Origin of the sequence: Candidatus Litorirhabdus singularis (assembly GCF_026262625.1) — a bacterium.
In the GTDB taxonomy this organism is placed as follows: domain Bacteria; phylum Pseudomonadota; class Gammaproteobacteria; order Pseudomonadales; family Halieaceae; genus Litorirhabdus; species Litorirhabdus singularis.
In genome coordinates this window covers 1,080,529-1,102,927 of record NZ_SHNN01000001.1, presented here as the reverse complement: position 1 = coordinate 1,102,927, position 22,399 = coordinate 1,080,529, and the positions used below count along the sequence as shown (strand labels likewise).

General features: G+C 54.5%; 19 protein-coding genes. 10 read left to right on the top strand and 9 right to left on the bottom strand.

Features of this window, described 5'->3' with window-relative positions:
• Positions 1-83 precede the first annotated feature (83 nt).
• Positions 84-1,463 carry an alkaline phosphatase gene (locus EYC98_RS04950; RefSeq protein WP_279244197.1) on the top strand — a complete coding sequence of 460 codons (1,380 nt, stop codon included), beginning with the start codon at positions 84-86 and terminating at the stop codon, positions 1,461-1,463.
• Here the strand turns inward: EYC98_RS04950 and EYC98_RS04945 are convergent.
• Positions 1,460-1,639: a hypothetical protein gene (locus EYC98_RS04945; protein WP_279244196.1), complete on the bottom strand. Its 180-nt coding sequence runs from the start codon at positions 1,637-1,639 to the stop codon at positions 1,460-1,462. The two genes, EYC98_RS04950 and EYC98_RS04945, sit on opposite strands and share 4 nt — an antisense overlap.
• Positions 1,640-1,672: 33 nt before the next feature.
• The gene (locus EYC98_RS04940; RefSeq protein WP_279244195.1) at positions 1,673-2,743 is read right to left on the bottom strand and encodes an aldo/keto reductase; all 1,071 of its coding nucleotides are present in this window, start codon (positions 2,741-2,743) and stop codon (positions 1,673-1,675) included.
• Between the two features lie 162 nt (positions 2,744-2,905).
• On the opposite strand from EYC98_RS04940, the gene EYC98_RS04935 reads away from it, so the two are divergent.
• A complete protein-coding gene (locus EYC98_RS04935; RefSeq protein WP_279244194.1) occupies positions 2,906-3,577 on the top strand; it encodes a YiaD family glycine zipper/OmpA-like lipoprotein in 672 nt (223 codons plus the stop codon).
• Positions 3,578-3,586: 9 nt separating this feature from the next.
• On the opposite strand, the gene EYC98_RS04930 is transcribed toward EYC98_RS04935, so the two are convergent.
• Positions 3,587-4,399: a sugar phosphate isomerase/epimerase family protein gene (locus tag EYC98_RS04930; RefSeq protein ID WP_279244193.1), complete on the bottom strand. Its 813-nt coding sequence runs from the start codon at positions 4,397-4,399 to the stop codon at positions 3,587-3,589.
• Between the two features lie 169 nt (positions 4,400-4,568).
• Between EYC98_RS04930 and EYC98_RS04925 the strand changes: the two genes are divergently transcribed.
• On the top strand, positions 4,569-6,023 hold the full coding sequence (locus EYC98_RS04925) for an FAD-binding protein (protein ID WP_279244192.1): 1,455 nt from the start codon (positions 4,569-4,571) through the stop codon (positions 6,021-6,023).
• An 88-nt stretch (positions 6,024-6,111) separates the two neighbouring features.
• Here EYC98_RS04925 and EYC98_RS04920 read toward each other — a convergent pair whose 3' ends face one another.
• From EYC98_RS04920 to EYC98_RS04900, 5 genes are all read right to left on the bottom strand, one after another.
• Positions 6,112-6,405: a YebG family protein gene (locus tag EYC98_RS04920; RefSeq protein ID WP_279244191.1), complete on the bottom strand. Its 294-nt coding sequence runs from the start codon at positions 6,403-6,405 to the stop codon at positions 6,112-6,114.
• A 94-nt stretch (positions 6,406-6,499) separates the two neighbouring features.
• Positions 6,500-7,387 (bottom strand): VOC family protein, encoded by an 888-nt coding sequence (locus EYC98_RS04915; protein ID WP_279244190.1) that lies wholly within the window; start codon positions 7,385-7,387, stop codon positions 6,500-6,502.
• Between the two features lie 326 nt (positions 7,388-7,713).
• Entirely contained in the window at positions 7,714-8,478 is a 765-nt protein-coding gene (locus tag EYC98_RS04910; RefSeq protein WP_279244189.1) for a hypothetical protein, read from the bottom strand.
• Entirely contained in the window at positions 8,456-10,864 is a 2,409-nt protein-coding gene (locus tag EYC98_RS04905) for a Lon protease family protein (RefSeq protein WP_279244188.1), read from the bottom strand. The genes EYC98_RS04910 and EYC98_RS04905 overlap by 23 nt, the downstream gene beginning before the upstream one ends.
• 149 nt (positions 10,865-11,013) lie before the next feature.
• Entirely contained in the window at positions 11,014-11,619 is a 606-nt protein-coding gene (locus EYC98_RS04900) for an isochorismatase family protein (RefSeq protein ID WP_279244187.1), read from the bottom strand.
• Positions 11,620-11,989: 370 nt separating this feature from the next.
• Between EYC98_RS04900 and crp the strand changes: the two genes are divergently transcribed.
• Entirely contained in the window at positions 11,990-12,628 is a 639-nt protein-coding gene (gene crp / locus EYC98_RS04895; protein ID WP_279244186.1) for a cAMP-activated global transcriptional regulator CRP, read from the top strand.
• Positions 12,629-12,855: 227 nt separating this feature from the next.
• On the opposite strand, the gene EYC98_RS04890 is transcribed toward crp, so the two are convergent.
• A complete protein-coding gene (locus tag EYC98_RS04890) occupies positions 12,856-15,327 on the bottom strand; it encodes a TonB-dependent receptor plug domain-containing protein (protein ID WP_279244185.1) in 2,472 nt (823 codons plus the stop codon).
• Positions 15,328-15,728: 401 nt separating this feature from the next.
• On the opposite strand from EYC98_RS04890, the gene EYC98_RS04885 reads away from it, so the two are divergent.
• The 6 genes from EYC98_RS04885 (at position 15,729) to EYC98_RS04860 (ending at position 22,393) form a co-directional block, all read left to right on the top strand.
• Complete coding sequence (locus tag EYC98_RS04885; protein ID WP_279244184.1) at positions 15,729-16,781, top strand: mechanosensitive ion channel family protein; 1,053 nt, start codon at positions 15,729-15,731, stop codon at positions 16,779-16,781.
• Positions 16,782-17,142: 361 nt separating this feature from the next.
• On the top strand, positions 17,143-20,457 hold the full coding sequence (locus EYC98_RS04880; protein WP_279244183.1) for a pilus assembly protein: 3,315 nt from the start codon (positions 17,143-17,145) through the stop codon (positions 20,455-20,457).
• Positions 20,458-20,654: 197 nt separating this feature from the next.
• Positions 20,655-21,110 (top strand): DUF2141 domain-containing protein, encoded by a 456-nt coding sequence (locus tag EYC98_RS04875; RefSeq protein ID WP_279244182.1) that lies wholly within the window; start codon positions 20,655-20,657, stop codon positions 21,108-21,110.
• 74 nt (positions 21,111-21,184) lie between these two features.
• Positions 21,185-21,421, top strand: a complete 237-nt coding sequence (locus tag EYC98_RS04870) for a CDGSH iron-sulfur domain-containing protein (protein WP_279244181.1) — start codon at positions 21,185-21,187, stop codon at positions 21,419-21,421.
• Between the two features lies 1 nt (position 21,422).
• Positions 21,423-21,950: a VOC family protein gene (locus EYC98_RS04865; protein ID WP_279244180.1), complete on the top strand. Its 528-nt coding sequence runs from the start codon at positions 21,423-21,425 to the stop codon at positions 21,948-21,950.
• A 2-nt stretch (positions 21,951-21,952) separates the two neighbouring features.
• Positions 21,953-22,393, top strand: coding sequence for an RDD family protein (locus EYC98_RS04860; RefSeq protein WP_279244179.1), 441 nt, complete (start codon positions 21,953-21,955; stop codon positions 22,391-22,393).
• Positions 22,394-22,399 lie beyond the last annotated feature (6 nt).

The following is a 22,399-nucleotide window of genomic DNA, read 5'->3' as shown; positions in this document are numbered from 1 at the left end:
ATCCCGGAACGTCGCGCTTTGCCATTCTGACGGTTTACTACTCGCCCCGCTCTGCGCATAATTCGCCGCTACTGGAGAAAATTATGCGCACACCGACGAAAACTCTGACCACTGCGGTTAGCACACTGCTACTGACCGCTGCTGCTACTTTGTCAGCACAGCAACCTGCCAATGTGATTCTGATCATTGGCGATGGTATGGATGACCACCAGATAACGATTGCCCGCAACTACCTGGTAGGTTCGCGGGGCCGGCTTACCCTCGACCAAATGCCAATGCGCGGAGTAGCTCAGGTGCTGACTGTCAATGAATCGGGGCAAGCAGTTTACGTGGCCGACTCAGCCAACAGCGCCACCTCGATGGCCACCGGTGAGGTTACCAGTCGCGGACGTATCGCCACAACTGCCGGCAGTGACCAGCCTATTCCTACCATTATTGAACTGGCCGAGGCCGCTGGCATGAAGACCGGCCTGGTGAGCACCGCCAGCGTAACCGACGCAACACCCGCGTCATTTGTAGCCCATATTAATGCTCGCTTCTGCGAGAACCCCGAGGCCATGCAAGACGTCGAATTCAGCGGCATCAAGATCGGCGATTGTACTCAGCACCTTGCAGTGAATGGAGGAGCCGGATCTATTTCAGAACAGATTGCGCGCTCCAATGTCGATGTGGTGCTGGGCGGCGGTAGCAAACACTTCGCAGTCAACAGTGCGGGCGGCAGTACCAGCGTCAGTGATCTGGCGAGCGCCAATGGTTATCATGTTGTGACTGCCGCGGCCGATATGGCAACAGCTCCAGCCGATCAAAAACTGCTGGGACTATTCTCACCTGGCACCATGCCGGTCCGGTTACAGGGAGAAGGTGGCCGCGAGGCGGAAAAACCTGTTCCCAGTTGGGCCAACCACATCAGCCGCTATATCGGCAGTGTGACGATGCCGGAACCGATGATCTGCGAGCCCAACCCCGGTTTTGCGGGTATGCCCAGCATGCAGTCCATGACTGAGATAGCGCTAGCGCGGCTGCGCAATGATAGTGGTTTCTTTTTGATGGTAGAGTCTGCCTCTATCGACAAGCAATCTCACGAACGCAAGCCCTGTGGCTCTATTGGCGAACTGGAGCAACTTAACGAAGTGCTCGACAGCGCTCTGGCCTTCGCTGAATCCAACCCCAACACACTCATTATCGTCACCGCCGACCATGGTCAGGCGGCGCAAATGATCCCTGAAGAAAGCCTGTTCGCGGCGTTCGGCGCGCCGGTGTTTACCCGCGGCCGTCTGGCCCGCATCAAAACCCCGGAAGGCACCATCATGGGCGTCAATTACGCCACCAATGACTTCATCATGGAAGAACACACCGGAGTCAATATACCGGTCTTCAGTAACCAGACCGGGGTTGGCAAAATACCCACTATGATCACCCAGCCACAAATCTTTGAGCTTGTGCGCGAGCACCTTGGCCTTTAGCGGGGTGCTTGCCCCGCCTCTTTGCCCTCGTTTTCCTGAGCTGCTTCAATAATGAGACTGCTGTTAATTCTGGAGGCCTCTGCAGACTGCTCGCGCATAGCCTCAAGATAAACGATACCCCAGGCTAGCGCCGCCACTACAGCAATGACGAGTACCAGTATCAACAGTCTTTTCATAGGCTCTGTCCAGCGGCTCTCGTACAGTTCTGATTATCGGCACTCACGATGGTTATCGATAAGATCACCCATACCACCTGTACCCAGCGCCTTTACCAAGTCCTTGGTGAAGAAGTCGTAGGGATGCCCCAGCTCGATCGCGCTGACCGCATCCAACTGGGCCAAATGCTCAATGCCCAGCGTCACGGACAAGCTACCCAGGTTATCGTGTAGCTGAGCCAGTGTGCGCACCCCTATGATAGGTATAGTGCCGCGCTGACGCACCCAGGCCAAGGCTACCTGCGCTGAACTGACACCAATATCATCAGCTACAGAGTCGACCACTCGCGCAATGGCCAGCTTGCGATCATCAATATCGTGAAACGCCAGCGTATCCAGACGCTTGGCCTCGGAGCCACCGCGGGTGTACTTACCGCTGAGCATGCCACTGGCGAGTGGTGACCAGGCCGTCATGGCAATATCCATATCCCTGCACATGGGAAAGTGCTCGCGTTCAATACTGCGCTCAACCAATGAGTACTCCAACTGCATGCCTACAAATTGGGTCCAGCCGCGCAGCTCCGCCAATGTATTGGCACGCGAAGTCACCCATGCCGGAGCATCGGACAAGCCAATGTATAAAATTTTACCGGCGCTAACGGCATCATCCAGCGCTCGCATAACCTCATCGACAGGAGTCGTAAAATCCCAGTTATGCACCCAATAGACATCAATGTAATCGAGATCCAGACGCTTGAGACTGGCATCCAGGGACTGCCGCAGATTTTTGCGCTGATTCCCCGCTACATTGGCATCGTTACGACCTGGAAACGCATTGGTGTATTTGGTCGCCACTACGAAGCGCTCACGATCGCTGGCGACAAATTCGCCCACCAATTTTTCGCTTTCACCCTGAGTATAAATGTCCGCGGTGTCTATGAAATTACCACCAGCCTCAACATAGGCATCAAACATAGCGCGACTTTCAGATTTATCAGCACACCAACCCTCGTCGGAGCCAAAAGTCATCGCACCCAGACAAATTTCAGACACTCGAAGCCCGCTTCTACCCAACAGTTTATAGCGCATATCCATTTCCTTTTTGGTTGCAATAACATCATCCACAGAGCCACACTTTAAATCAACCATGCACGGGAGGCGATAGCCGCAGCACGCAATACGCCTTGGCGCTAGAATCAAAAATCACCAGTCTGTTCAGGCTTGGTTCAGCCTCCATCGTGTATATTGGCTACCGTTATTGCTGCCAACACAAGTGAGCCAACCAGAATGAAAAAGACCCTTCGTACGACCGCACTCTGCAGCGCAGTATTGCTGACTCTATCGGCCTGCCAGACGGTTGACCCCTATACCGGCGAACAGAAGACATCAAATGCAACCACCAGCGCCGCCATCGGCGCGGTAGCGGGTGCTGTGATTGGTGCAATCAGCGCCGATGGCAGCAAAGAAGCGCGCAAGCGAGCCGCAATTGGTGCTGGTATCGGCGCCCTGGCAGGCGGTGGCGTGGGCTATTACATGGACCAGCAGGAAGCCAAACTGCGCGCACAACTCGCCGGCACTGGTGTTAGCGTTACCCGGGTCGATGACCATATCGTCTTGAACATGCCCGGCAATATCACTTTCCCCAGCAATCAGGCCGACATTAATGCCGATTTTTATCCCGTGCTCAATTCAGTGGGGCTAGTCCTACAGGAATTTGAGAAAACCCTCGTTGAAATCGTCGGGCATACCGACAGTACCGGTTCAGACAGCATCAACCAGCCGCTTTCAGAGCGGCGCGCCGCCAGCGTAGGCAGCTATTTGCTGGGCCGTGAAATACTGCCGCAGCGAATAGAAACCTACGGTGTGGGTAGCCGTTATCCGGTGGCAAGCAACACAAACAGCAGCGGGCGGGCACTCAATCGACGGGTAGAAATCACTTTGATACCGATCACCCGCTAGCCTATAGCTCTAGTCTGGCCAGTAGGTTTTGCTACTCTGGTACACCGCCCGGGCGTAACTGTCTACATCCATGGTCTGGGCTTCCAGCGATATAACTTCACAGCTAACCACTCCACCGTAGCCTTTTTTTCGGAATATGCTGGCAAAGCGATCCAGTTCAAACTCACCGGCACCAGGCATCGCGCGACGGGTAATAGTTTCCATCAGCAAATCATCACCGATCAGCGCCGGGTGGTCATTAAACTGAACATAGGCCACCTCATCCAGCGGCAACGCTTCAAGGTCGGCACAGGTGTCATCACTGTGGGTAAAGTGCCAGCAATCCACCAACACACCAGCGCCGGCAACCCCCGCTCGCTTAAGCACGTCGCGGGTGGCGTTAATATTCCGTACCTCCGGCAGCCAAGGCAAGTATTCTATGGCCAAGCGCACACCCAGTTTGCCAAATACTTCACCGGCGTACTGCAAATCCTCGATCACAGAGGTGTCTACTAACGAATCCATATTCAGTTGTACGAATTCGGGCTGGAGCTGATCAGCCAGCGCTGCCAGTCGCTCTGTGCTAGCCCGATTTTGCTCACGCTGAGCACCAAGCATTAACGTGGGTAATTCATAGGTACGCATATTCGCTGCAAGAATCAGCGCAGCAAGCTCCTCAACACTGCCACCCAGGTCACAGTAACGGCCAATCGAGCCCTCATCAGCCCCGAACCAACGAAATCCAGCGGCCGACGCGGCGGTAATTTGTGCGGGCAAGGAAGGCGCGCCCTCTGCCACCAGATACGGTGACCAGTTCATGGTGTTGTAGCAAAGTTCTGCCATAGCCTTTCTCCGCTGAGGGATAAGTGTCATTGCGAGTATAGAAGGTCTGACCGGCTGGGGGTAGCCAAATCCGACTGACGCGTCCTACCACCGGGGTCATTGCCAGCCAGAGGCCGGAACGGCACACTTAGCATAAATCCTTAGCACACAGTAATCTTGGGGGTGCCCTATGACAGACTACCAAACCATCCAGGCAAAGTCGGTCAACCAATGGCACGCTAGCAGTGACGTCATTGTTGTCGGATTTGGCGCTGCGGGTTCCTGCGCGGCAATCGAAGCTGCCGCTGCCGGCGCCAAGGTCCTGGTGCTGGAACGGGCGAGCGGCATTAGCGGCACTACCTGCATGGCCACGGGACATTTCTATCTGGGCGGGGGCACCCGACCGCAGCTAGCCAATGGTCTCGAAGACACGGTCGAGGACATGTTCAATTATTTGGTCGCCAATACACCGGAGCCTGATCTCAACAAGATCCGCCTCTACTGTGAACAGAGCGTGGAGCATTTTAATTGGCTGGTGGATCATGGCGTCCCGTTCAATGACGGTTTCTACCGCAGGAAACACTATGAGCAGCCCACCGACGAATGTCTCATCTGGTCAGGCAACGAGAAGGCCTGGCCATTCAGCCAACAGGCAAAACCGGTAGCGCGGGGGCATAAAGTTGAAAACGTCGGCAGCGAGGGCGGAGGCCTGGTAATGCGAAAACTGAACGAGGCCGCCCAGCAGCTGCAGGTCGAGTTCCAGTTCGATGCCCGTGTGACAAACCTCGTTAGCGATGAGCAGGGGCACATCTCTGGCGTACGCTATACACACTTTGGCGAAGAGCGTTTTGTGGCGGCCCGCAATGGCGTGGTGCTGGCAGCAGGCGGGTTTGCTATGAATCAAAGTATGCTGGAACAGTATTGCCCCAAGCTCGCACATCCTGGCGTGGTCAAGCAAGGCAACCCAAACGATGACGGTGCCGCAATCAATATGGGTCTGGCGGCCGGCGGCTATGCAACACATATGGAGGGCGCCCTGATCACCGCGCCATTCTATCCACCCGAAAGCCTGCTGAAAGGCATTCTGGTCAACTCTCATGGCCAGCGCTTTATCAATGAAGACAGCTACCACGCTCGCACCATGACCGCCTGCCTGGATCAGCCAAATGGCATTGCCTACCTGATTACCGACAACGCCTGCTTTGGCAGACCGGAAATCCAGATGCAAGAGCTGATCGACGCCTGGGAAGACATCGCCACCATGGAACAGGGTCTAGGATTACCAGCGGGCTCATTGCAGCAAACTCTAGCTGACTACAATGCACACGCCGCCGAGGGCAAAGATCCCACATTCCACAAACATTCAGATTGGCTGCAGCCGCTGATCGAAGCGCCCTACGCAGCACTGCAGTGTTCACTGGGTGAATCGGTTTACGTGGGCTTTACGCTGGGAGGCCTGCGGGTATCCGCGCAGGGCGAGGTAATGACAGAGGCTGGCGATGCGATTATTGGCCTGTATGCAGCGGGCGCATGCGCATCAAACATAGCTCAGGATGGAGCTGGCTACTCTAGCGGCACTGCCATCGGTGAATCGACCTTTTTTGGACGTAGAGCCGGGCGCCATGTCGCCAGCGGGAGCTGCTAGCAGACGCCAACCACTGCGCCCAATTGCACGGACAGCTGGCTCAATTAGCGCCAGACCCGGCCGCAGCCGGAGCCTTGCGCTACAGTAATTACGCTTTGGCCGTTAGCGGCGTAATATTTGACTCTTCCTGCTCCGGCTCGCTACCGATATCCAGCAGAGACTCCGGCTTACCTCTACAGGCCGCAACAAGAATATCCTTGTTCCTGGATAACAGCAGTCCAATGTTTTCTGCGTCTTTCTCGCTAATGCCTTCAATCTGTTTTTCCAGAAGCAGGCTAAAGTTCTCTGCCAGTTCCAGCATTTTGTCATGAGCATCAGCGCTTTTCTTACTGTCAAACATCGCCTCGTCCCGGTCACATTTCCACATTGCTACTACGGCCACAGTTCACCTCGTGCGTTATAATTCGATCACAGAAACTGTATATACGTACAGTATTAAAGGCAAGCGGTTTTTCAGCTAAATCCGCGCCTTTGCTTCACTGCACCGCCTGAATCAGTTCGATCAGCTCTCCGCCGGCGCCGCGGCAGACCATCACCCGCTGCCCGCGATAAAGTTTTCCCGGCAGAGTCCGCGGCGGGGATACTGGCTGAACACTCAGGGCATCCAGGTCATCGACCAGAAAGCTGACCATCGCTATACCCGCAGGAAAACCACCCCCGCTAGGCGGCCTTGGTTTAGCCACCCCCAACTGATCAATCTCTACCATACTTCGTCCGGCCAGTTGCACCGTGGCCACCGGGTGCCGCATCTCAGGGTTCAAGCCCAGTGCCTTGTTGATCGAGGCGATCCGTGTATCAAAACTCCAGCTCTGGTTAGCCCCCAGCTTTTGGTAAACAGCCAGCCCCTCGTCGCGACGCAGACAGCAGCTGACCGGTATAAATAACCGGTCAACATCACAGCTCGCCTGTGGCACCTCAAACGGCGGAATCTCGGCATTGACCTGGGTCAAATACAACACTTCACCCGCAGGGCCGATAACCTGCATAGCACGTACATCACCACTATCGTCGAGGTTGGCCGGGGCACGAAAAATTTCGAACTGCGACCCAGCGAGTCGCGCAGCCAGAGCATCCACGTCAGCCACCAACACCTCAAGCGCCATCCAGCCAAGTTCGCGAAAGGGTTTGGCTGGCAGCACTTCCGGATGACCAATAATACGCACCCACGGGTAACCGCTGGGAGACACCAAAGTCACCACGGAGGCGCCGGCCAACTTGGGCTTACCCCACAGCACTGCCTGTTCGGGACTGACCTGCGTGTCTTCATAGACGCTGGTCGATAGAAAATCGCAGTAAGCACTTACTGTCTGCTTAAGATCACTGGTAACAAGGGTTCCGGTGATACTGGGGCCCAGTGGTATCATAATTCCTGAACCAGCTGCCGCATGCCAGGCAGGCATTTACACCCACGCGCAATTGCATTGTCTTGAACATCAGGCTTTTGTAAATCGCAGCCTATGTAGTCCCAGAGCGTCGATACTCCACAGCGGAACGAATCGATATCACGAGCGCTGAAAAATCTGTCAATCAGTGAATCCATGGCAATAGGCTGATTAATTTATATTTTATGATGATCGGCATTATAACTTTTTGATGCAGGGTACGCTGCATGCATGCAAAACCTGGCGGAGTTTTTTAATCGGCTCTGTTCCACACGCTAACGACACTTCAGCGGCCAACTCTGGCGAAACTAGGCAGTAACCAGGATTGGACAACTCGCCAAGTTTAACACCTGTGCCAGCAACTCTGCCGGAGCCAGCCGTGCCACCAGCACGTAGTCCAGGGAGTTCTGACCCGTTGCATTCAACAAACCGTGCAAAGCCTCTGCGTCTGCCTCGCGGGTGTGCATAAAAGCAAAGCGCTGGCGCAGGCAAGCAAGTTGTTCACCGCAAGAATCCCCCCGCTGTGCTTCGACCACCAGCACTTCGGCAGGTCGATCCGGCTCAAGGTCTAACAGCACTGCCAGCGCTGACAGCAGATCACCGCTGGCAGCCGGCAGCAACAATACGCGCAACGGTCGAGACGTGGGCAGAGGCAAAACCCGTGGCTGGCCAATGATAAGCAAGTCCGCTCCCTGCGAGAGCGCCATGGCGAGTGCCTGCTGACGATCACTCACCATGGCGAATGAGTACGCCACTGCCAACGGTTGCGCGCGCTCTGATAGTAAACGCTGAAAGCGCTGGGAAACGTCGAGCATGGAGCGGCTTAACTGTTTCTGCCCCAAGGCCCTGGGCTGTGCGCCAAGCAGAGTAACTTCGCGGGCGAAAGGCAGCTCGGCAACACGTTGCAATTGCGCATCGTCGACGAAAATTCCGCGTAAGCTCGCACTGCGGGCAGCCGCGAAGGTAACCGCCAACTCAACCGGAACTAACCATTGGCAGTGCGTGTCCACCACCACCAAAACCTCAGCGCTGGCATCCTCACGAGTCTGCTTATCTGGTTTCTCTATCACCATTCTGACTCTTTTCAGGTCCGGCCAGAGCGGCCTGCAGGTTCTGTAACTCATGGATACGATCTAAAACCAGACGGTTGAAGCTGCCTGCTGCAAAGCCGTCAGCTTCACGCCCGGCTGCTAACCCGCTCAGTTTCTCCATCACTTGTTCAACATGAGACGCCGTATAGACATGAAATTGACCCGCCTCAACCGCACTTGTTACCGCCGGCTTTAACATCAGGTGAGGCTGATTGGCGGCGGGAATGATCACGCCTTGATCGCCACTGAGTCCGCGCGCCGCGCAAATATCAAAAAAACCTTCAATTTTTTCGTTAACACCACCGATGGCCTGCACCTCACCAAACTGGTTCATCGAACCAGTCACCGCCAGATTTTGCGCCAGTGGTAGCGCCGCGATCGCCGACAACAGTACGCATACCTCAGCGCAGCTGGCGCTGTCACCATCCACTCCGCCGTAAGATTGCTCAAACACCAGACTGGCGGATAATGCCAGCGGCCCATCGCTGGCATAGGTACTTGCCAGGTAGGCCGAAATGATCATCACCGCCTTACTATGAATCTCACCACCCAGCTTGCTCTCACGCTCAATATCCACAACTTTTCCAGCGCCAAGCCGCGCCGTTGCCGTTATGCGGGCCGGTGCTCCAATGCTGTAGTCACCCTGCGATAATACCGACAGGCCATTAATCTGAGCAATTTTGCTGCCACTGGTATCGATCAGGCGAATATCCCGTAGCACTTGTTCCTGCAGCAACTCCCGTAAACTGCTACGACGCATGTCATGTTTTTCTATCGCCGCAATCACATCATCACGGCCTATCACCTCATGTCCGTTACGCCGCGACCAATAGTCGGATTCTTCCAGCAGCAATCCGAGATTGTCCTGATTCAGTGAGAGCTTTTCGGTATCCCCCGCCCAGCGCGCAGTCTGTTCAATGATCAGTTGCACCGCATGACGGTCGATCGGCAATAACCCCTCGCGCTGCTGACAACCGGCTATCGCTCGCGCAAACAACAGCAGGTTTTCTTCCTGCCAAGGCATGTCCGCAGAAAAGTCCGCCGCCACGTGAAAAAGCTGCCGGAACTCGGGATCATAGTGATTCATCATATAGTAGATAAACGGCTCACCCAGCAGGATCACCTTGACCTCAAGCGGCACGCTTTCGGGCTCCAGTGAAACCGTGCTGTTCATACTCAGTATTTCCTGCAGGGATGCAATTTTGATCTCGCCCGCGCGCAGCGCTTGTTTGAGGCCCTCCCAGGCATACATATGACTGAGTAGCTTCCGTGCCTCCACAATCAGGTAGCCGCCGTTAGCGCGATGCAAGGAGCCCGGTTTAATCAGTGTGAAGTCAGTGAGTAAAGTGCCCATCTGCGACACATATTCCACTCGGCCTATCAGATTCTGGTAAGTCGGATTCTCCTCATAGACAACCGGCTGTCCCGTAGCTCCAGTATTGTCCACCAGCACATTAACCCTGAAGGCAGCATAGTTCTTGGCCTGCTGTTTAACGTGCTCGTTTTCCGCGCCCTCCTCCTCGGGTAAAAACTCTTCTGCATTCTCAATCGCAAAATTCTTCACTTGCGTCAGGTAATCTACAATCGATGGATATTCCGCGTACTTTTTGTCCAACCAGGCAATAAACTGCTCCACAGTCAGCTGAGTAATTTCCCGATTCAGATCCTTGATTCGGTGGCTGCCTTCCCGCTTAATCATCGGTAACTGGCTCACCACCTCCTGCAAATCCACCTGCAATTCCGCTATAACTTCCTGCAGTTTTGTCTGCTCTTCCTCGCTAAGTTTGGCAAACTGCTCCGGAGTAATCACCTCTCCATCAGCAATGGGTGCCAGGGTGTAGCCCGCCGGAGTGCGTAACAGCGCAACATCGCGTTCGCGGGCACGGGCACCCAACGTCGAGAAAGCTTCTTCGGAGCGCTCCATCATCTCGCCTTCGATATCCTGGAGTCGATTGCGATACTCTTCGCTGTGAAAGGTAGAGGGAAGAGACGTCAAAAGATCCTCTATCAACTGCAGCATATCCTCCTCAAGTTCGCTGCCAACTCCAGCCGGCAGCTGCAGCAAACGCGGCTTGGCCGGGTCTGAAAAATTGCTGACGTAGCACCAATCATATTGGACCCAGCCATTAGTGCTCTGCTTACCGAGCACATCGCGCACCAGCTGGTGCTTGCCCAGGCCACTGGGTCCGAACGCAAATATATTGAAACCGCGCCGCTGAATATCGACTCCGAACTCAAGCGCATCCAACGCCCGCGACTGGCCTAGCGGCTGCTGCAACGGCTCCAGCTCGCCCGTATTACCAAAGCTGGACGCGGTCAGGTCACAGTTTCGATAAAGCTGTGCGGTTGTAAGTTCCATCAGCGCCATAGATTACCCCTGTGCAGATACAGTCAAAAATATAGCAGTCTAGTGGGAAACAACCTTGCTCTTGATCATGATTACATCGGGTTGAATCTACCCGCGAAGGCGTTGTGCGGTAGATTCGAAAAGGTCAAACCCCAGTCATGGCGAGGCTATCAGGCCGACTCGTGCGCAAGACGCAGGCTCGCTAGCACCTCCGCCAAAGGCAAGACATCCGCATATTTGGCATTCATATCAAATAGATTGGCCGCATGGGCGTCCGGGTTGCGATCGCCCACGGCCTCGGCCGCTACCACCACCGGATAATTGAATTGCAGCCCATCAACCACGGTCGCACGCACGCAACCGCTGGTAGTGAGACCCGTTACCACTAGAGAATCGGCGCCGGCCGCGCGCAACTGTTGGTCAAGGTCCGTGCCGAAGAAGGCGCTGGCCCATTGTTTCTCTACTACAGCTTCATTTACTGCAGGAGCCAACCGTGTATCGACCGCAACCCAGTGCGACCCTGGCTGCAAGACATTCAGAGCCTCAACTCGCGCTCGGAAAACACTCGCGGTAGTCTCATCGTGAAATACTACCGTGGTAAAAAACACGGGTAACTGCAGCTGGCGAAAAGCGCTTAACAGGCTGACGTTGGCCGCGACCACCTCGGGGCAGTCAGTGCCCAGTGGGCAACCGGAATCGGTGAAGCCGTTAATCATATCTACCAGAATCAAAGCCGGGCGCTGGCCTAAACCGAGACTGCTGCGTTTGAGATCCATGGTACTGCCTCCTGACCTTGGCGCCGGATGGGTCATCAGACTCAAGTATTAACTTACACGCGGACAAGTGCCGCACACTATAACCAGTAAACCATTATCAGCGGCTAGATGCACCGCAGTCCCAGCGCGGTGAGGTACTCGATATAAAGCCGAATCGCTCCTGCAAAGTTAGTTTCTATGGCTAACCGGATGGGGGCCGAACGTCTACTGAGTTCAACGCTTGCCGCCTAATATTGCCTTTCTGAGCCCCAGCAACAAAAAATAACGTCTAACCAGCCGTTGAAGTAGCCGCTAACCCCAAATAGAGCTGTTTTTGGGGGGCTTCACGTTTTACACTACCCGACGGGGATATAACAAAAGGCTTCTTATTGTGATCAACGCCCGTGTACGCAACTTGCTGCCCAATATCGAGAGTTTTCTCGATCATTGCCAGCGCCGCACTTTCAAATCTCGCACCACTCTGGTTAGCGCCGGAGAGCCCAGCGAGTCGTTTTTCTTCGTACTGGAGGGATCTCTCTCAGTAGTGATCAAAAGCGAAGAGGGTCAGGACATGGTCGTGACCTACGTGAATCCAGGAGACTTCTTTGGGGAGGTAGGACTCTATAAACGCGTCGACAAAGTTCGCGAGGCCAGCATTCAGGCCAAGACTAACTGTGAGGTCGCAGAGATTTCGTACGAGCGCTTTTATGAAGTGAAAGAGCAGTTTCCAGAAATTCTCTACGCCATTGGCGCGCAAATGGCCGACCGGCTGACCAACGCCACCAAGAAACTGCATGACCTCGCTTTCGTTGATGCCAAGGGGCGCATAACCAACGCGCTTTACGATCTCTGTAAAGAGCCCGACGCGATGACGCATCCGGACGGCATGCAAATCAAGGTGTCACGCCAAGAGCTAGGCCGTATCGTCGGTTGTTCCAGAGAAGTGGCAGGCCGCATTCTGAAAGTGCTGGAACAAGAAGGCATGGTGCAGGTGGCCGGACATACGATGGTGGTTCTGGGTACACGCTAAAACAGGCCGCCCCCTGCCACCAGAGCACGGGGCGGCTTCTGCAGTTACCCCTGTCTTTCCTTCTTAACCCAACGACTCCCCACTACTGCGTACCAGACCCAAAACCACTCTACTGCGCTCTACTCAGCTCTACTTAGCTCTACTCACCAACAGATCAAAAAAAAGACCAGCACGGTAAACCGGCTGGTCTTTTACTATTACGCGTGTCCGCCTAGGCGGAACTGACCTTACCAGCGATAAGCCGCACGCAGGTACCATGAACCACCTTCGTAGTTCGCTGCACTACGACGCGGGTAGGGTAAGCCCGCGCTCTGGTTATTACGGAACGGCGCGTTGGTTTCATCAGGATATTCATCAAAGATATTCATGCCACCTGCGGTCAGACGCACATTGTCAGTAACATCCCAGCCCAACTCCAGATCAATGAAGATGGTCTCGCCAATCTTCTGACTTTCCGAACCAGGCACAATACCCGCACTCGGATCATCAGCATCAACCAGCGCACCGCCGACTGTTCCAGCTTCATCATAGTGATCGCCGTAGAAGTTGGCCCGAATCAGGAAGTTCCAGTTATCGCCAAAGAAGGTATTAGCCGTCAGCACCCAGCGCTGATCAGGATAGTTGTTCTCGATATTGCCAATCGCGCGCGCATTCACCGGCAAAATGGGATCCAGTCCACCCGGGCGCTGCACTGCCTGCTGATCGGTTACCTCAAACTCATTGTAGTTAAAGGCAAAGCTCAAGTCGGTACTGGCAGAATCGCCCCAGTCCCAGCCAGATGTTAAGACCACATCAATACCTTTGGATTCAACATCAAGCGCATTAGTGTAAAAGCTGATTGCCGCGCCTGGAACGCCAGCTACAGGAATATCACCGGTGCGATAAATACGGTCTTCAACCTCAATCAAGTAAGCGTCTACGGTTAAGCTGGTGTTTTCGCCAATATTGCTGGTAAAACCAAAGCTATAGTTGACCGCCTTTTCCTCGGTTAAGGGCTGACCGCCATTAAGCACGGCAACAGGACTCGTTGGCGGGAGCAAGCCTTCTTCTACCTGCTGACCGGTGATGCCGTCAAAAGTGGTGGTGGTGGTACGCAAATTAGCCTGCCCTGGTGTTGGCGCATGGAAACCGGTAGACGCTGCAGCACGCAGTGTAAACGCATCTGAGAGTGTCCAACGGGCCGCCAGTTTTCCGTTGGTAGTATCACCAAAGTCAGAGAAGTCTTCGTAGCGCAAAGCACCCTGTATCATGAAGGCGTCAGAGACATCCCATTCCACATCAGCGTAGATACCCCAGTTATCACGGGAGAAATCGCCCGAGTCCTGCGGCTCAAAGCCGCTAAGGCCACTGGCGCCCGCACCAATGTAACTGTTCTCTTCGCCGGAATTAATGGTGAAAGTTTCCTCACGCCATTCCGCGCCAAACGCAACGTTCACGGTATCGCTGACGGGCATGGAGAAATCGGCGTTGACGTTGGTTTCTTCCTGCTCAAACCCACCGACCTGGAAGTTCCGTTGCAACGGTTCTCCATCGGCGCCAAGGCCTAGCGTGTGGTTGGTCGTGTTATTCAAGAAATAGTCCAGCGTATTCATACCATACGCAGCACTCAGGTCATAAAAGATCGCGCCAGCCTCGCCCTTGATACCCAACACCAGGCTCATGTCTTCCTGCTCGCCGTCGAGGAAAGGTGTATAGCCTGTCTCCAGCAGATCACCCGAGTAGCCATGGTCATCGACCAGGCTTTGCAACGTACCATCCAGCCCATCAACAGGGTTGTTGGGCTCGCGGAAGAAGAAGCGGTAACGGCCCTCGGCTTCGGCATAGTTACCAAACGCGTAGAGTCGAGTGCTATCGCTGATATCAAAGCCTGCATTCAAGAAGAAGCGCGTAGCCTGTGTCTCTGGACGACCCCAGCTTTGCGCCAGAGGTGCATCACCAAAGGGAGAGTCTGCACCGATGCCTTCAGCACCGAGGTCAATAGCAGACTGGGCATTGGCACGCTGAAAACCGCGCGACAACGCATCGTTATCGGTATGCTCAAGCGTCAGGTTAAGAAAACCATTGTCGCCTAGCGCAACACCACCGTTGGCGCCAATTTTCATGCTCTGCTCGTCATCGAAAAATTCGCCGTACTGAACCATGACTTCGCCGCCTTCAGAGTCATCTTTCATCTGGAAATTGATGACACCAGCGATCGCATCAGAACCATACTGGGCAGCGGCGCCATCTCTGAGAACTTCAACACTTTTGACGCCCATGCTGGGAATCATGCCGATATCCGGTGCGTGGGCACCCCGACCTGCGGCCGAGGACAAATCCTGCACCAGCGCGGCACGATGCCGGCGCTTGCCGTTAACCAAAATCAAGGTTTGGTCTGAAGACATACCACGCAGCGAAGTGGCTCGAATAAACGCCGAGCCGTCTCCGGTAGCGGGTATGGCGGTATAAGAAGGGATCAAGGACTTGAGGTTATCGGTCAAATCAACCGAGTTACCGCCGGCACTAAGATCACTGGAACTGAATACATCAACCGGAACCGGCGAATCTGTCGCCGAACGAGGCTTGGAGCTCCGAGTACCAATGGTTATAACTTCTTCAATAACCTTTTCGTCGCCGCCTTGCGCCAGCACGGGCTGGCCCATCGCTGCGACAACCGCTGCGACCGCCAAACATATGGGTTTGTGTTGTAGCTTAAGCATCCTCTACCTCCAGAAAATTGGGTGTTCTTCTCATTGTTGTGAGTCTTACAAACTCATTTTTTAACATGTCGAGCATTAAGCCGTTGCTAGCTGACACTGCGATTACTCTGACCGCATAGCCCTTAGCGGGACTGTTATTGAAGCGCTATCTTATTGCGCTAGATCGGCTACTACCTTGTCATATAGCTTATGACAACTACCTTGTGTGAACCGTAGCCCACCCGTGCAGGGCTTGCAGTGAAAAATATGGGCAATATTCACATTGAGGGGAACTCTAAGTTATTCAATTGCCTAGGAAATTACTCAGTAGCCAGGCAGATTCCGACTCGCACCGGCAGGCAGGCTCATAGCTAAGCGACGACGCAGGTATTACACTAACCTAAACTCAACGTGCCTCCGTTATGCAAAATGTACTGCAACTGATTGAAGACCTGTTCCCTGCCCTGGGCATAGCCATTACTACTTTCCTGGTAATTACGGTGCTCAATCTGGTGCTGCGCCGGGGCCGTGAGGGCAAGGCCAGCGGCTCATCCACCACCGCACAGTTCATCAGTCTGGTGCTAGCCGCGTTCGCCCTGGTAGGTGTGATCGTACTACTCCCGATCACCGACGAAACCCAAGGACAGATTCTCAGTCTATTGGGGGTGATACTGACCGCGGTGATTGCGCTGTCAGCCACCACCTTTGTCGCCAACGCCATGGCGGGGTTGATGCTGCAAAGCAGCGGCACTATCCGCACCGGCGATTACGTTAGGGTGAACGGAGAATTTGGCCGGGTCACTAAGCGCAATTTGCTGCAAACCAAAATACAGACGGAGTTGCGCGATATCACCACATTGCCCAACATCCTGTTAGTCAATAACCCACTCACCGTGTTACACCGCGACGGCACGGTAATAGCTGCTGATTTGTCACTGGGCTATGATATCCCCTATCCCCAAGTAGAAACGTTGTTGACCGAAGCTGCCGAGGCCGCCGGGTTGGAAGATCCGTTTGTGCTGGTGCAGGAACTGCTCGACCATGCCGTCAGCTACCGCGTAGCCGGATTTCTGGCCGAGACCCGCAACCTGATCACCGCGCGCTCCAATTTGCGCAAAAAGGCGCTGGAGATGTTGCACGGGCACGGCGTGGAGATTGTGTCTCCCTCTTTTATGAATCAGCGCGCTCTGGACCCCACACAACGAGTGATACCCGCGCAACCGGTGCTGCATTCCACCCCGCAGACACTGACAGAAGTGCCCGAAGAGCGGATCTTCGATAAAGCCGAGGAAGCCACTAACCAGGAGCAGTTACAGGTCGATCTGGATACGACAAAGTCAGAGCTGAAGGAACTGAAAGCCGAGCTCAAAAATGCCAGCGACGATGAACAGGTGGCGCTGGAGCAGCGTGTCAGTGCCGCCGAAGCGCGCGAAATCTGGCTCAAAAACTCTATTGAGCAGAGCAAACCCGACTAACCGTCGGTCAGACCGATGAACGGTAACCTGCAAACTCAGGCCCTGTAGTAAAATACCTCCCTGAGCTTAAAGTCCCCGCAATCATTATGTATGCGGGCGGATGCCCAGACAAAACCAGCGTTTTATAAGTCCGCGATATCGATTTTGCAGTATTTTTGACACACCACTTTTATCCCAATTCTGTGACACGTGTTCAACATCGGGGTTTTCAAATGTGGGATTATTGCAGCATCAGTACAAGTGCGCGAAGACCCTGTTCAGTAGTTAGATGCCGAGCCACAGGGTGCTATTCCACAATGGAATCATTCGCGACTTAATACAGCAAGTTAGCGCGCTGTGAAGGCGCCAAGAGAGTGTAACCATGGCCGAGAACACTGACCTAGATAACAGCATCATTCGCCCATTTTTGACCGCTGCAGCTCCCGCCCGCAGCGGCCTGAACCGTGCCAACGCACTGCTAATGGCACTGGCTCTGGCCGGCGCAGGCACAGTTTCAGCGGCACCAAGCTTTGATCCAATACGCCAACCGCTGGGCTCGGTTGCGCCACTAACACTGACCGATACGGACTTGTCCAAGGGTAACGTCAAGGCCTACCGCACCTGGTTTGAAAACGGCGCCTGGCAGGGCGACCTGATCGAATACTCAGTGAGCAACTTGGGAGCGCTTACCACCACGGTCGATGTATCCGGGCTATCTCCAACCAATGCCAACCCACAGACCAACTGGTCTGCGCACTGGCGTTTTGAGAACACGTCAAGCAACTACTGGGATGTCTCTCGCAAGATTATCACCTATGACGGCAGCGCGCAGGTAGGTTTCCGCTGGGCTAACCTGTCCAACGACCAAAAAGCCGCCCTCGATGATGAGGCGCGAAATAGGGAAATAGACGGCGAAACCGCTGTCACCAGCACCATCTTAAATTACGTACGCGGCGATCGTCGTAATGAACACCCGCTAGGTGAAGCCTATCGCACCCGCTACTCGCTCCTCGGTGACATCATTCATTCACAACCGGTCTATGTCGCGAAACCCAACGCCGCACTTACCGCTGACGGCTACGCCGCTTGGGCCATCAGCAAGGCAAGCCGCCCACCGCGGGTTTACGTCGGGGCCAATGACGGCATGCTACACGTTTTTGATGCCACATCGGGCACCGCAACATCTGGCAAAGAAGTCTACGCCTATATCCCCTCAATCCTGATCGGCGAACTGGATCGACTCGCTGGACGGCCTTATGAGCACCATTACTTTGTCGACGGTCAGCTCAGCGTTGCTGACGTCTACATTGATAAAACCGGCGGTAGCAGTGAAGCCTGGCGCAGCGTTCTGGTTGGCGGCTTGGGCTCAGGGGGCAAGGGCTGGTACGCACTGGACATCACCAACCCAAATCTGCAGGAAGAGGACGCCATTTCGGTTCGCGCACGTGATGATAAAGTGATGTGGGAGCTAGACGCCAACAATGCCACCTATGGCGACGATATCGGCTATTCCTTTGGCAAAGCCACCATCAGCAAACTGAACGATGGCAAGTACTATGCAATATTCGGCAACGGTTATAACAGTGTGAACGCCAGAGCCAAATTGATCCTGGTGCGCCTCTCCGATGGTGCCGTGATACGCATCAATACAGGTATTCGTGGTAACGGTAATCCGCAGAACGGCCTGTCCTCCCCGGCAGCTATCGACCTTGATCGCAACGGCACTGTAGATGTGGTCTTCGCGGGTGATCTGAATGGCAATATGTGGAAGTTCGATCTTAGCAAGACCAACCCGGCGCTGTGGATCGTAGCCTACAACGGAACCCCGCTGCATACCGGAGACGTCACCCAACCAATTACTCTGGCGCCAGATGTGACACTGCATCCCAGCACCGGCCTTATTGTTATGTTCGGCACTGGCCAATTATTCTCCGATGCTGACTTGGATACCACCGCTACGCAGGCATTGTTCGGCATCTGGGATACAGGCAGCACCCCGGTAGCGGCGAATAGTCAGTCGCTGCTGGCGCAACCGCTGCGCAGCGAAAGCCTCGAGTATACTTCCGGCACCATCACGGAAGTAGTCAGCACTTTCACCCCCGAACCTGGCCCCATAAATTGGAGCAATCAACACGGTTGGAAAGTAGAGCTACCCGCCGGCTATCGCGTATTGCAGCCGCCGCAGCTGCGCGCAGGTCGCCTCAAAGTCACTATCACTAACCCCGGCACACGTGAAAACTGGTTGCTCGAAGCCGCCTATCTGGATGGGGGTGACCCCGGTAAGCCCATCTTCGATCTCAACAAGACGACTACCTTGACTGTGGACGACCTGATCGACGGCAATGGTGATGTGGTGCTGGACGATACGGATGATATCCCCGTCATGTGGCAGCAAGCCTCAGGTGTAATGTCCGAGGCGACAATCGCCAGAATAGGTCAGGGGGTTGACACCCAGTTGTTCAACTACATTGTGCCGCCAGTAGCGGGCGGCAATCAGCCCTGTACCGAAGACTGTACCGCCGGCTTTGTTGGCGGCCACGTTGACGTTGATACAGATTACTACAATGCCAAGGCGGGCAAGGCCAAAAAAGGCAAGCCAGCAGATACGGGCGGCGTGGGCGGTAAAACCTACAAACATACCCACGAATACGACAAGAAAACCGAACAGGTTTACGTGGACTATCTAGCTATTAACACTGGGGGTGCCAATGGTCATGCCGAGCTGGACGATGCGGCCTTCATTCCACAGGACACCCGCTTTGTGATCATTATCGCCAACGGCGAGTTGTCACCAGGCAGTGTAATGACACTGGGTACAGAGCAGTACAACGTGGTGGAATACCAGGTCATGATTCACAAGGCGCTTTACGACTGGGACGGCAGCAGCGACATCACCGACGGTAATGGCAATTCGCTGATCTTTACTGCCGGAGGCCTGTCTACTTCAAGCGACGGCAGCACCGTGCGCCACTCCTTTAACGATATGGCCATCGTAGCGGGAGGGTTGCACCCTACCAATACGGGCTGTGTTAACGGTTCGGATGCCGTAACTCAGGGCCGCTACCGTAACGGATCACTAGTCACACAGGCAGTCAGTCTCAGTACCTTGACTGGCGGCAGCAATCCACTGGACAATTTAATCATCCAGACTCCGGATGATTATACCGAGACAATCCTGCTGACCGACGGCACTCAGGTGGCGATGCAGGAGGACCTCGATGAATCCGGCAGCATAGAGCCCATAGAGATCTTCGGTGGGCTGCGTGGCATTCCATCCGGCCAGGGCACCCCCGACGTCCTGTGGGAGTCGACAATATTCTGGCACTATCCCGGTGGTGCCTGCTATGGCGATACCGACTGGGTAGCCGATGTGCTTGCCGCGCGCGACGAACTGACCATTGATGAGGAGGAGTTCCAGGAGTTGCTGGACGACCTGGGCATCACCGATGTAGATCAAGAAATCAGCCGATGCGACCTGACTGGCCTTTGCTCTAACCAGTTCTATCAGGATCTGCAGGCCTTGGCTGCCATTGAAGCCCTGTTGCGCTACGGTGACGGCATAGATACCGGCGGCGGACTCGACAGCACAGATGGCGTGCCCAATATCGTTGGTGGTAGTGCCGAGAACCTCGGTATCACCGTAGGCCCCAACTACTTCCCCGGACGCCGCACCTGGGTGGATATTATCGCGGACTAGCTGGCTCTTATCTGGACATCAGGTCCTATACAAAAGCACTTTAAACGCCCCGCATCAGGGGCGTTTTTTTTGCCACCTAAAAACCACTGGTTCAGCCAGAACTTGTACAACAAAGCAGAACAGATAGAATCACCGCAGGGCCTTATCAACAACAACAAAAATCGACAGGCAGATCGTCTTGCGCTGGGAGACAGGTAATGAAATTTTCGGGGGATAGTTCAGTGAAGTGTCTATTGGCAACAGCTGCGTTTGGCGCGCTTTTATTGAGTAATAGCAGCGGGGCAACCGAACTAACCGTCACTGTTAGCGACATCAAATCCGACGTCGGAGCGCTCAATATTACGCTTTACAATAACCCGGACGACTGGCTGAGCGACAGGGTATTTGCCACCAAACAGCTGCGTATCAGCGAGTCCATGGTTGAAGGCATTATCACGACCAGCTTCGAGGTAGAGCCAGGCGAGTACGCCGTCTCAGTGCATCACGATAATAATGATAACGGCAAAATGGACACCAATTTTATTGGCATCCCCAAAGAACCGCTAGGGCTAAGTAATGGCGCGGTACCCAAATACGGACCGCCAAAATACAAAGACGCTGTTTTCAGTGTGGGTGCCGACGGCGCCAGCATGCCCATCAAGTTATTAGACTAGGGTTGAGCCGGCAATCAAGCAATGGCCTATACTCAACGGCAGTCAGCAAACATTCTAAAATAAGGAAATCGAATATGAGCGACCCTGTTAGAGCAGCCGATAGCCCTTTTGCGGTGGAAGTAGAAGCAGGCAAAGCCTATTTCTGGTGTTCCTGTGGTAAAAGCGCCAGCCAACCTTTCTGTGATGGCTCGCATCAAGGCAGCGACTTTGTGCCACTAAAGTACGAAGCCACGGAGAGTAAAAAGGTGTTTTTCTGCGGCTGTAAGGCCACGGCCGGGCAACCCATGTGTGACGGCAGTCATAGCAACTGAGATGAAAATAGAAGCAGGTGGTTTCGTTCAGGCGGCCTATTTCGTCGAAGACGTACATGCCGCAGCAGAATACTGGGCAAAGACCTGGGGCGCCGGCCCATTTCTGGTGATGGAGCATATACCGCTGCAAAATTGCCTGTATCGCGGCGAGCCGGCGGTGCTTGACCACAGTTCTGCTTACGGTCAATACGGCGACCTGATGGTGGAGTTAGTACAACAGCATAATCCCGGCCCATCGCCGTTTAGAGATTTATACGCACCAGAGCATTGGGGCCTGCATCATATGGCACGCTTTGCTACCGACCTGCCCGCTGAGTTAAAGGCTTACCGGCAACAAGGCTTCACCACCGCGCTGCAAGCAGAGGCAGGCGGTCTCGCTTTTGCCTTTGTTGATACCAGTGCACAGCTGGGCCACATGACTGAGCTGTATCAGGACGGTGCGCAGATACGTGATTTTTACGCGCTTATAAAGGCTGCGGCAAATTCAAACAGCGCCGGTCAGACTTTTATCGAATTGCCCGGAGACTAGATGTGACAGAAACTGCACAGGAGCCCCGCTACGCGGGATTCTGGATTCGAGTTGCGGCCAGCTTGATAGACACGGTGCTTTTCATATTGTTGCTGGCACCTTTGTTAACGTTCATCTATGGCAGTAGTTATTGGACCACTATCTCAACCGAGCCCCGGCTCTGGGACTTGCTGCTAAACTATCTGGCCCCGGCAGTCGCGGCAGTTGCGTTCTGGGTTTACCGCTCGGCTACCCCTGGGAAAATGCTATTGAAGCTAAAAATTGTCGATGCTCGTACCGGCGGCAAACCTGATACCGGTCATTTGATCGGCCGCTACCTTGGCTACTATGTGTCGACGATACCGCTATTGCTGGGCCTTATCTGGGTAGGTTTCGACAAACGCAAACAGGGCTGGCACGACAAACTGGCGCGCACAGTGGTCATTTACGACCCCGACGCGTAACCACAG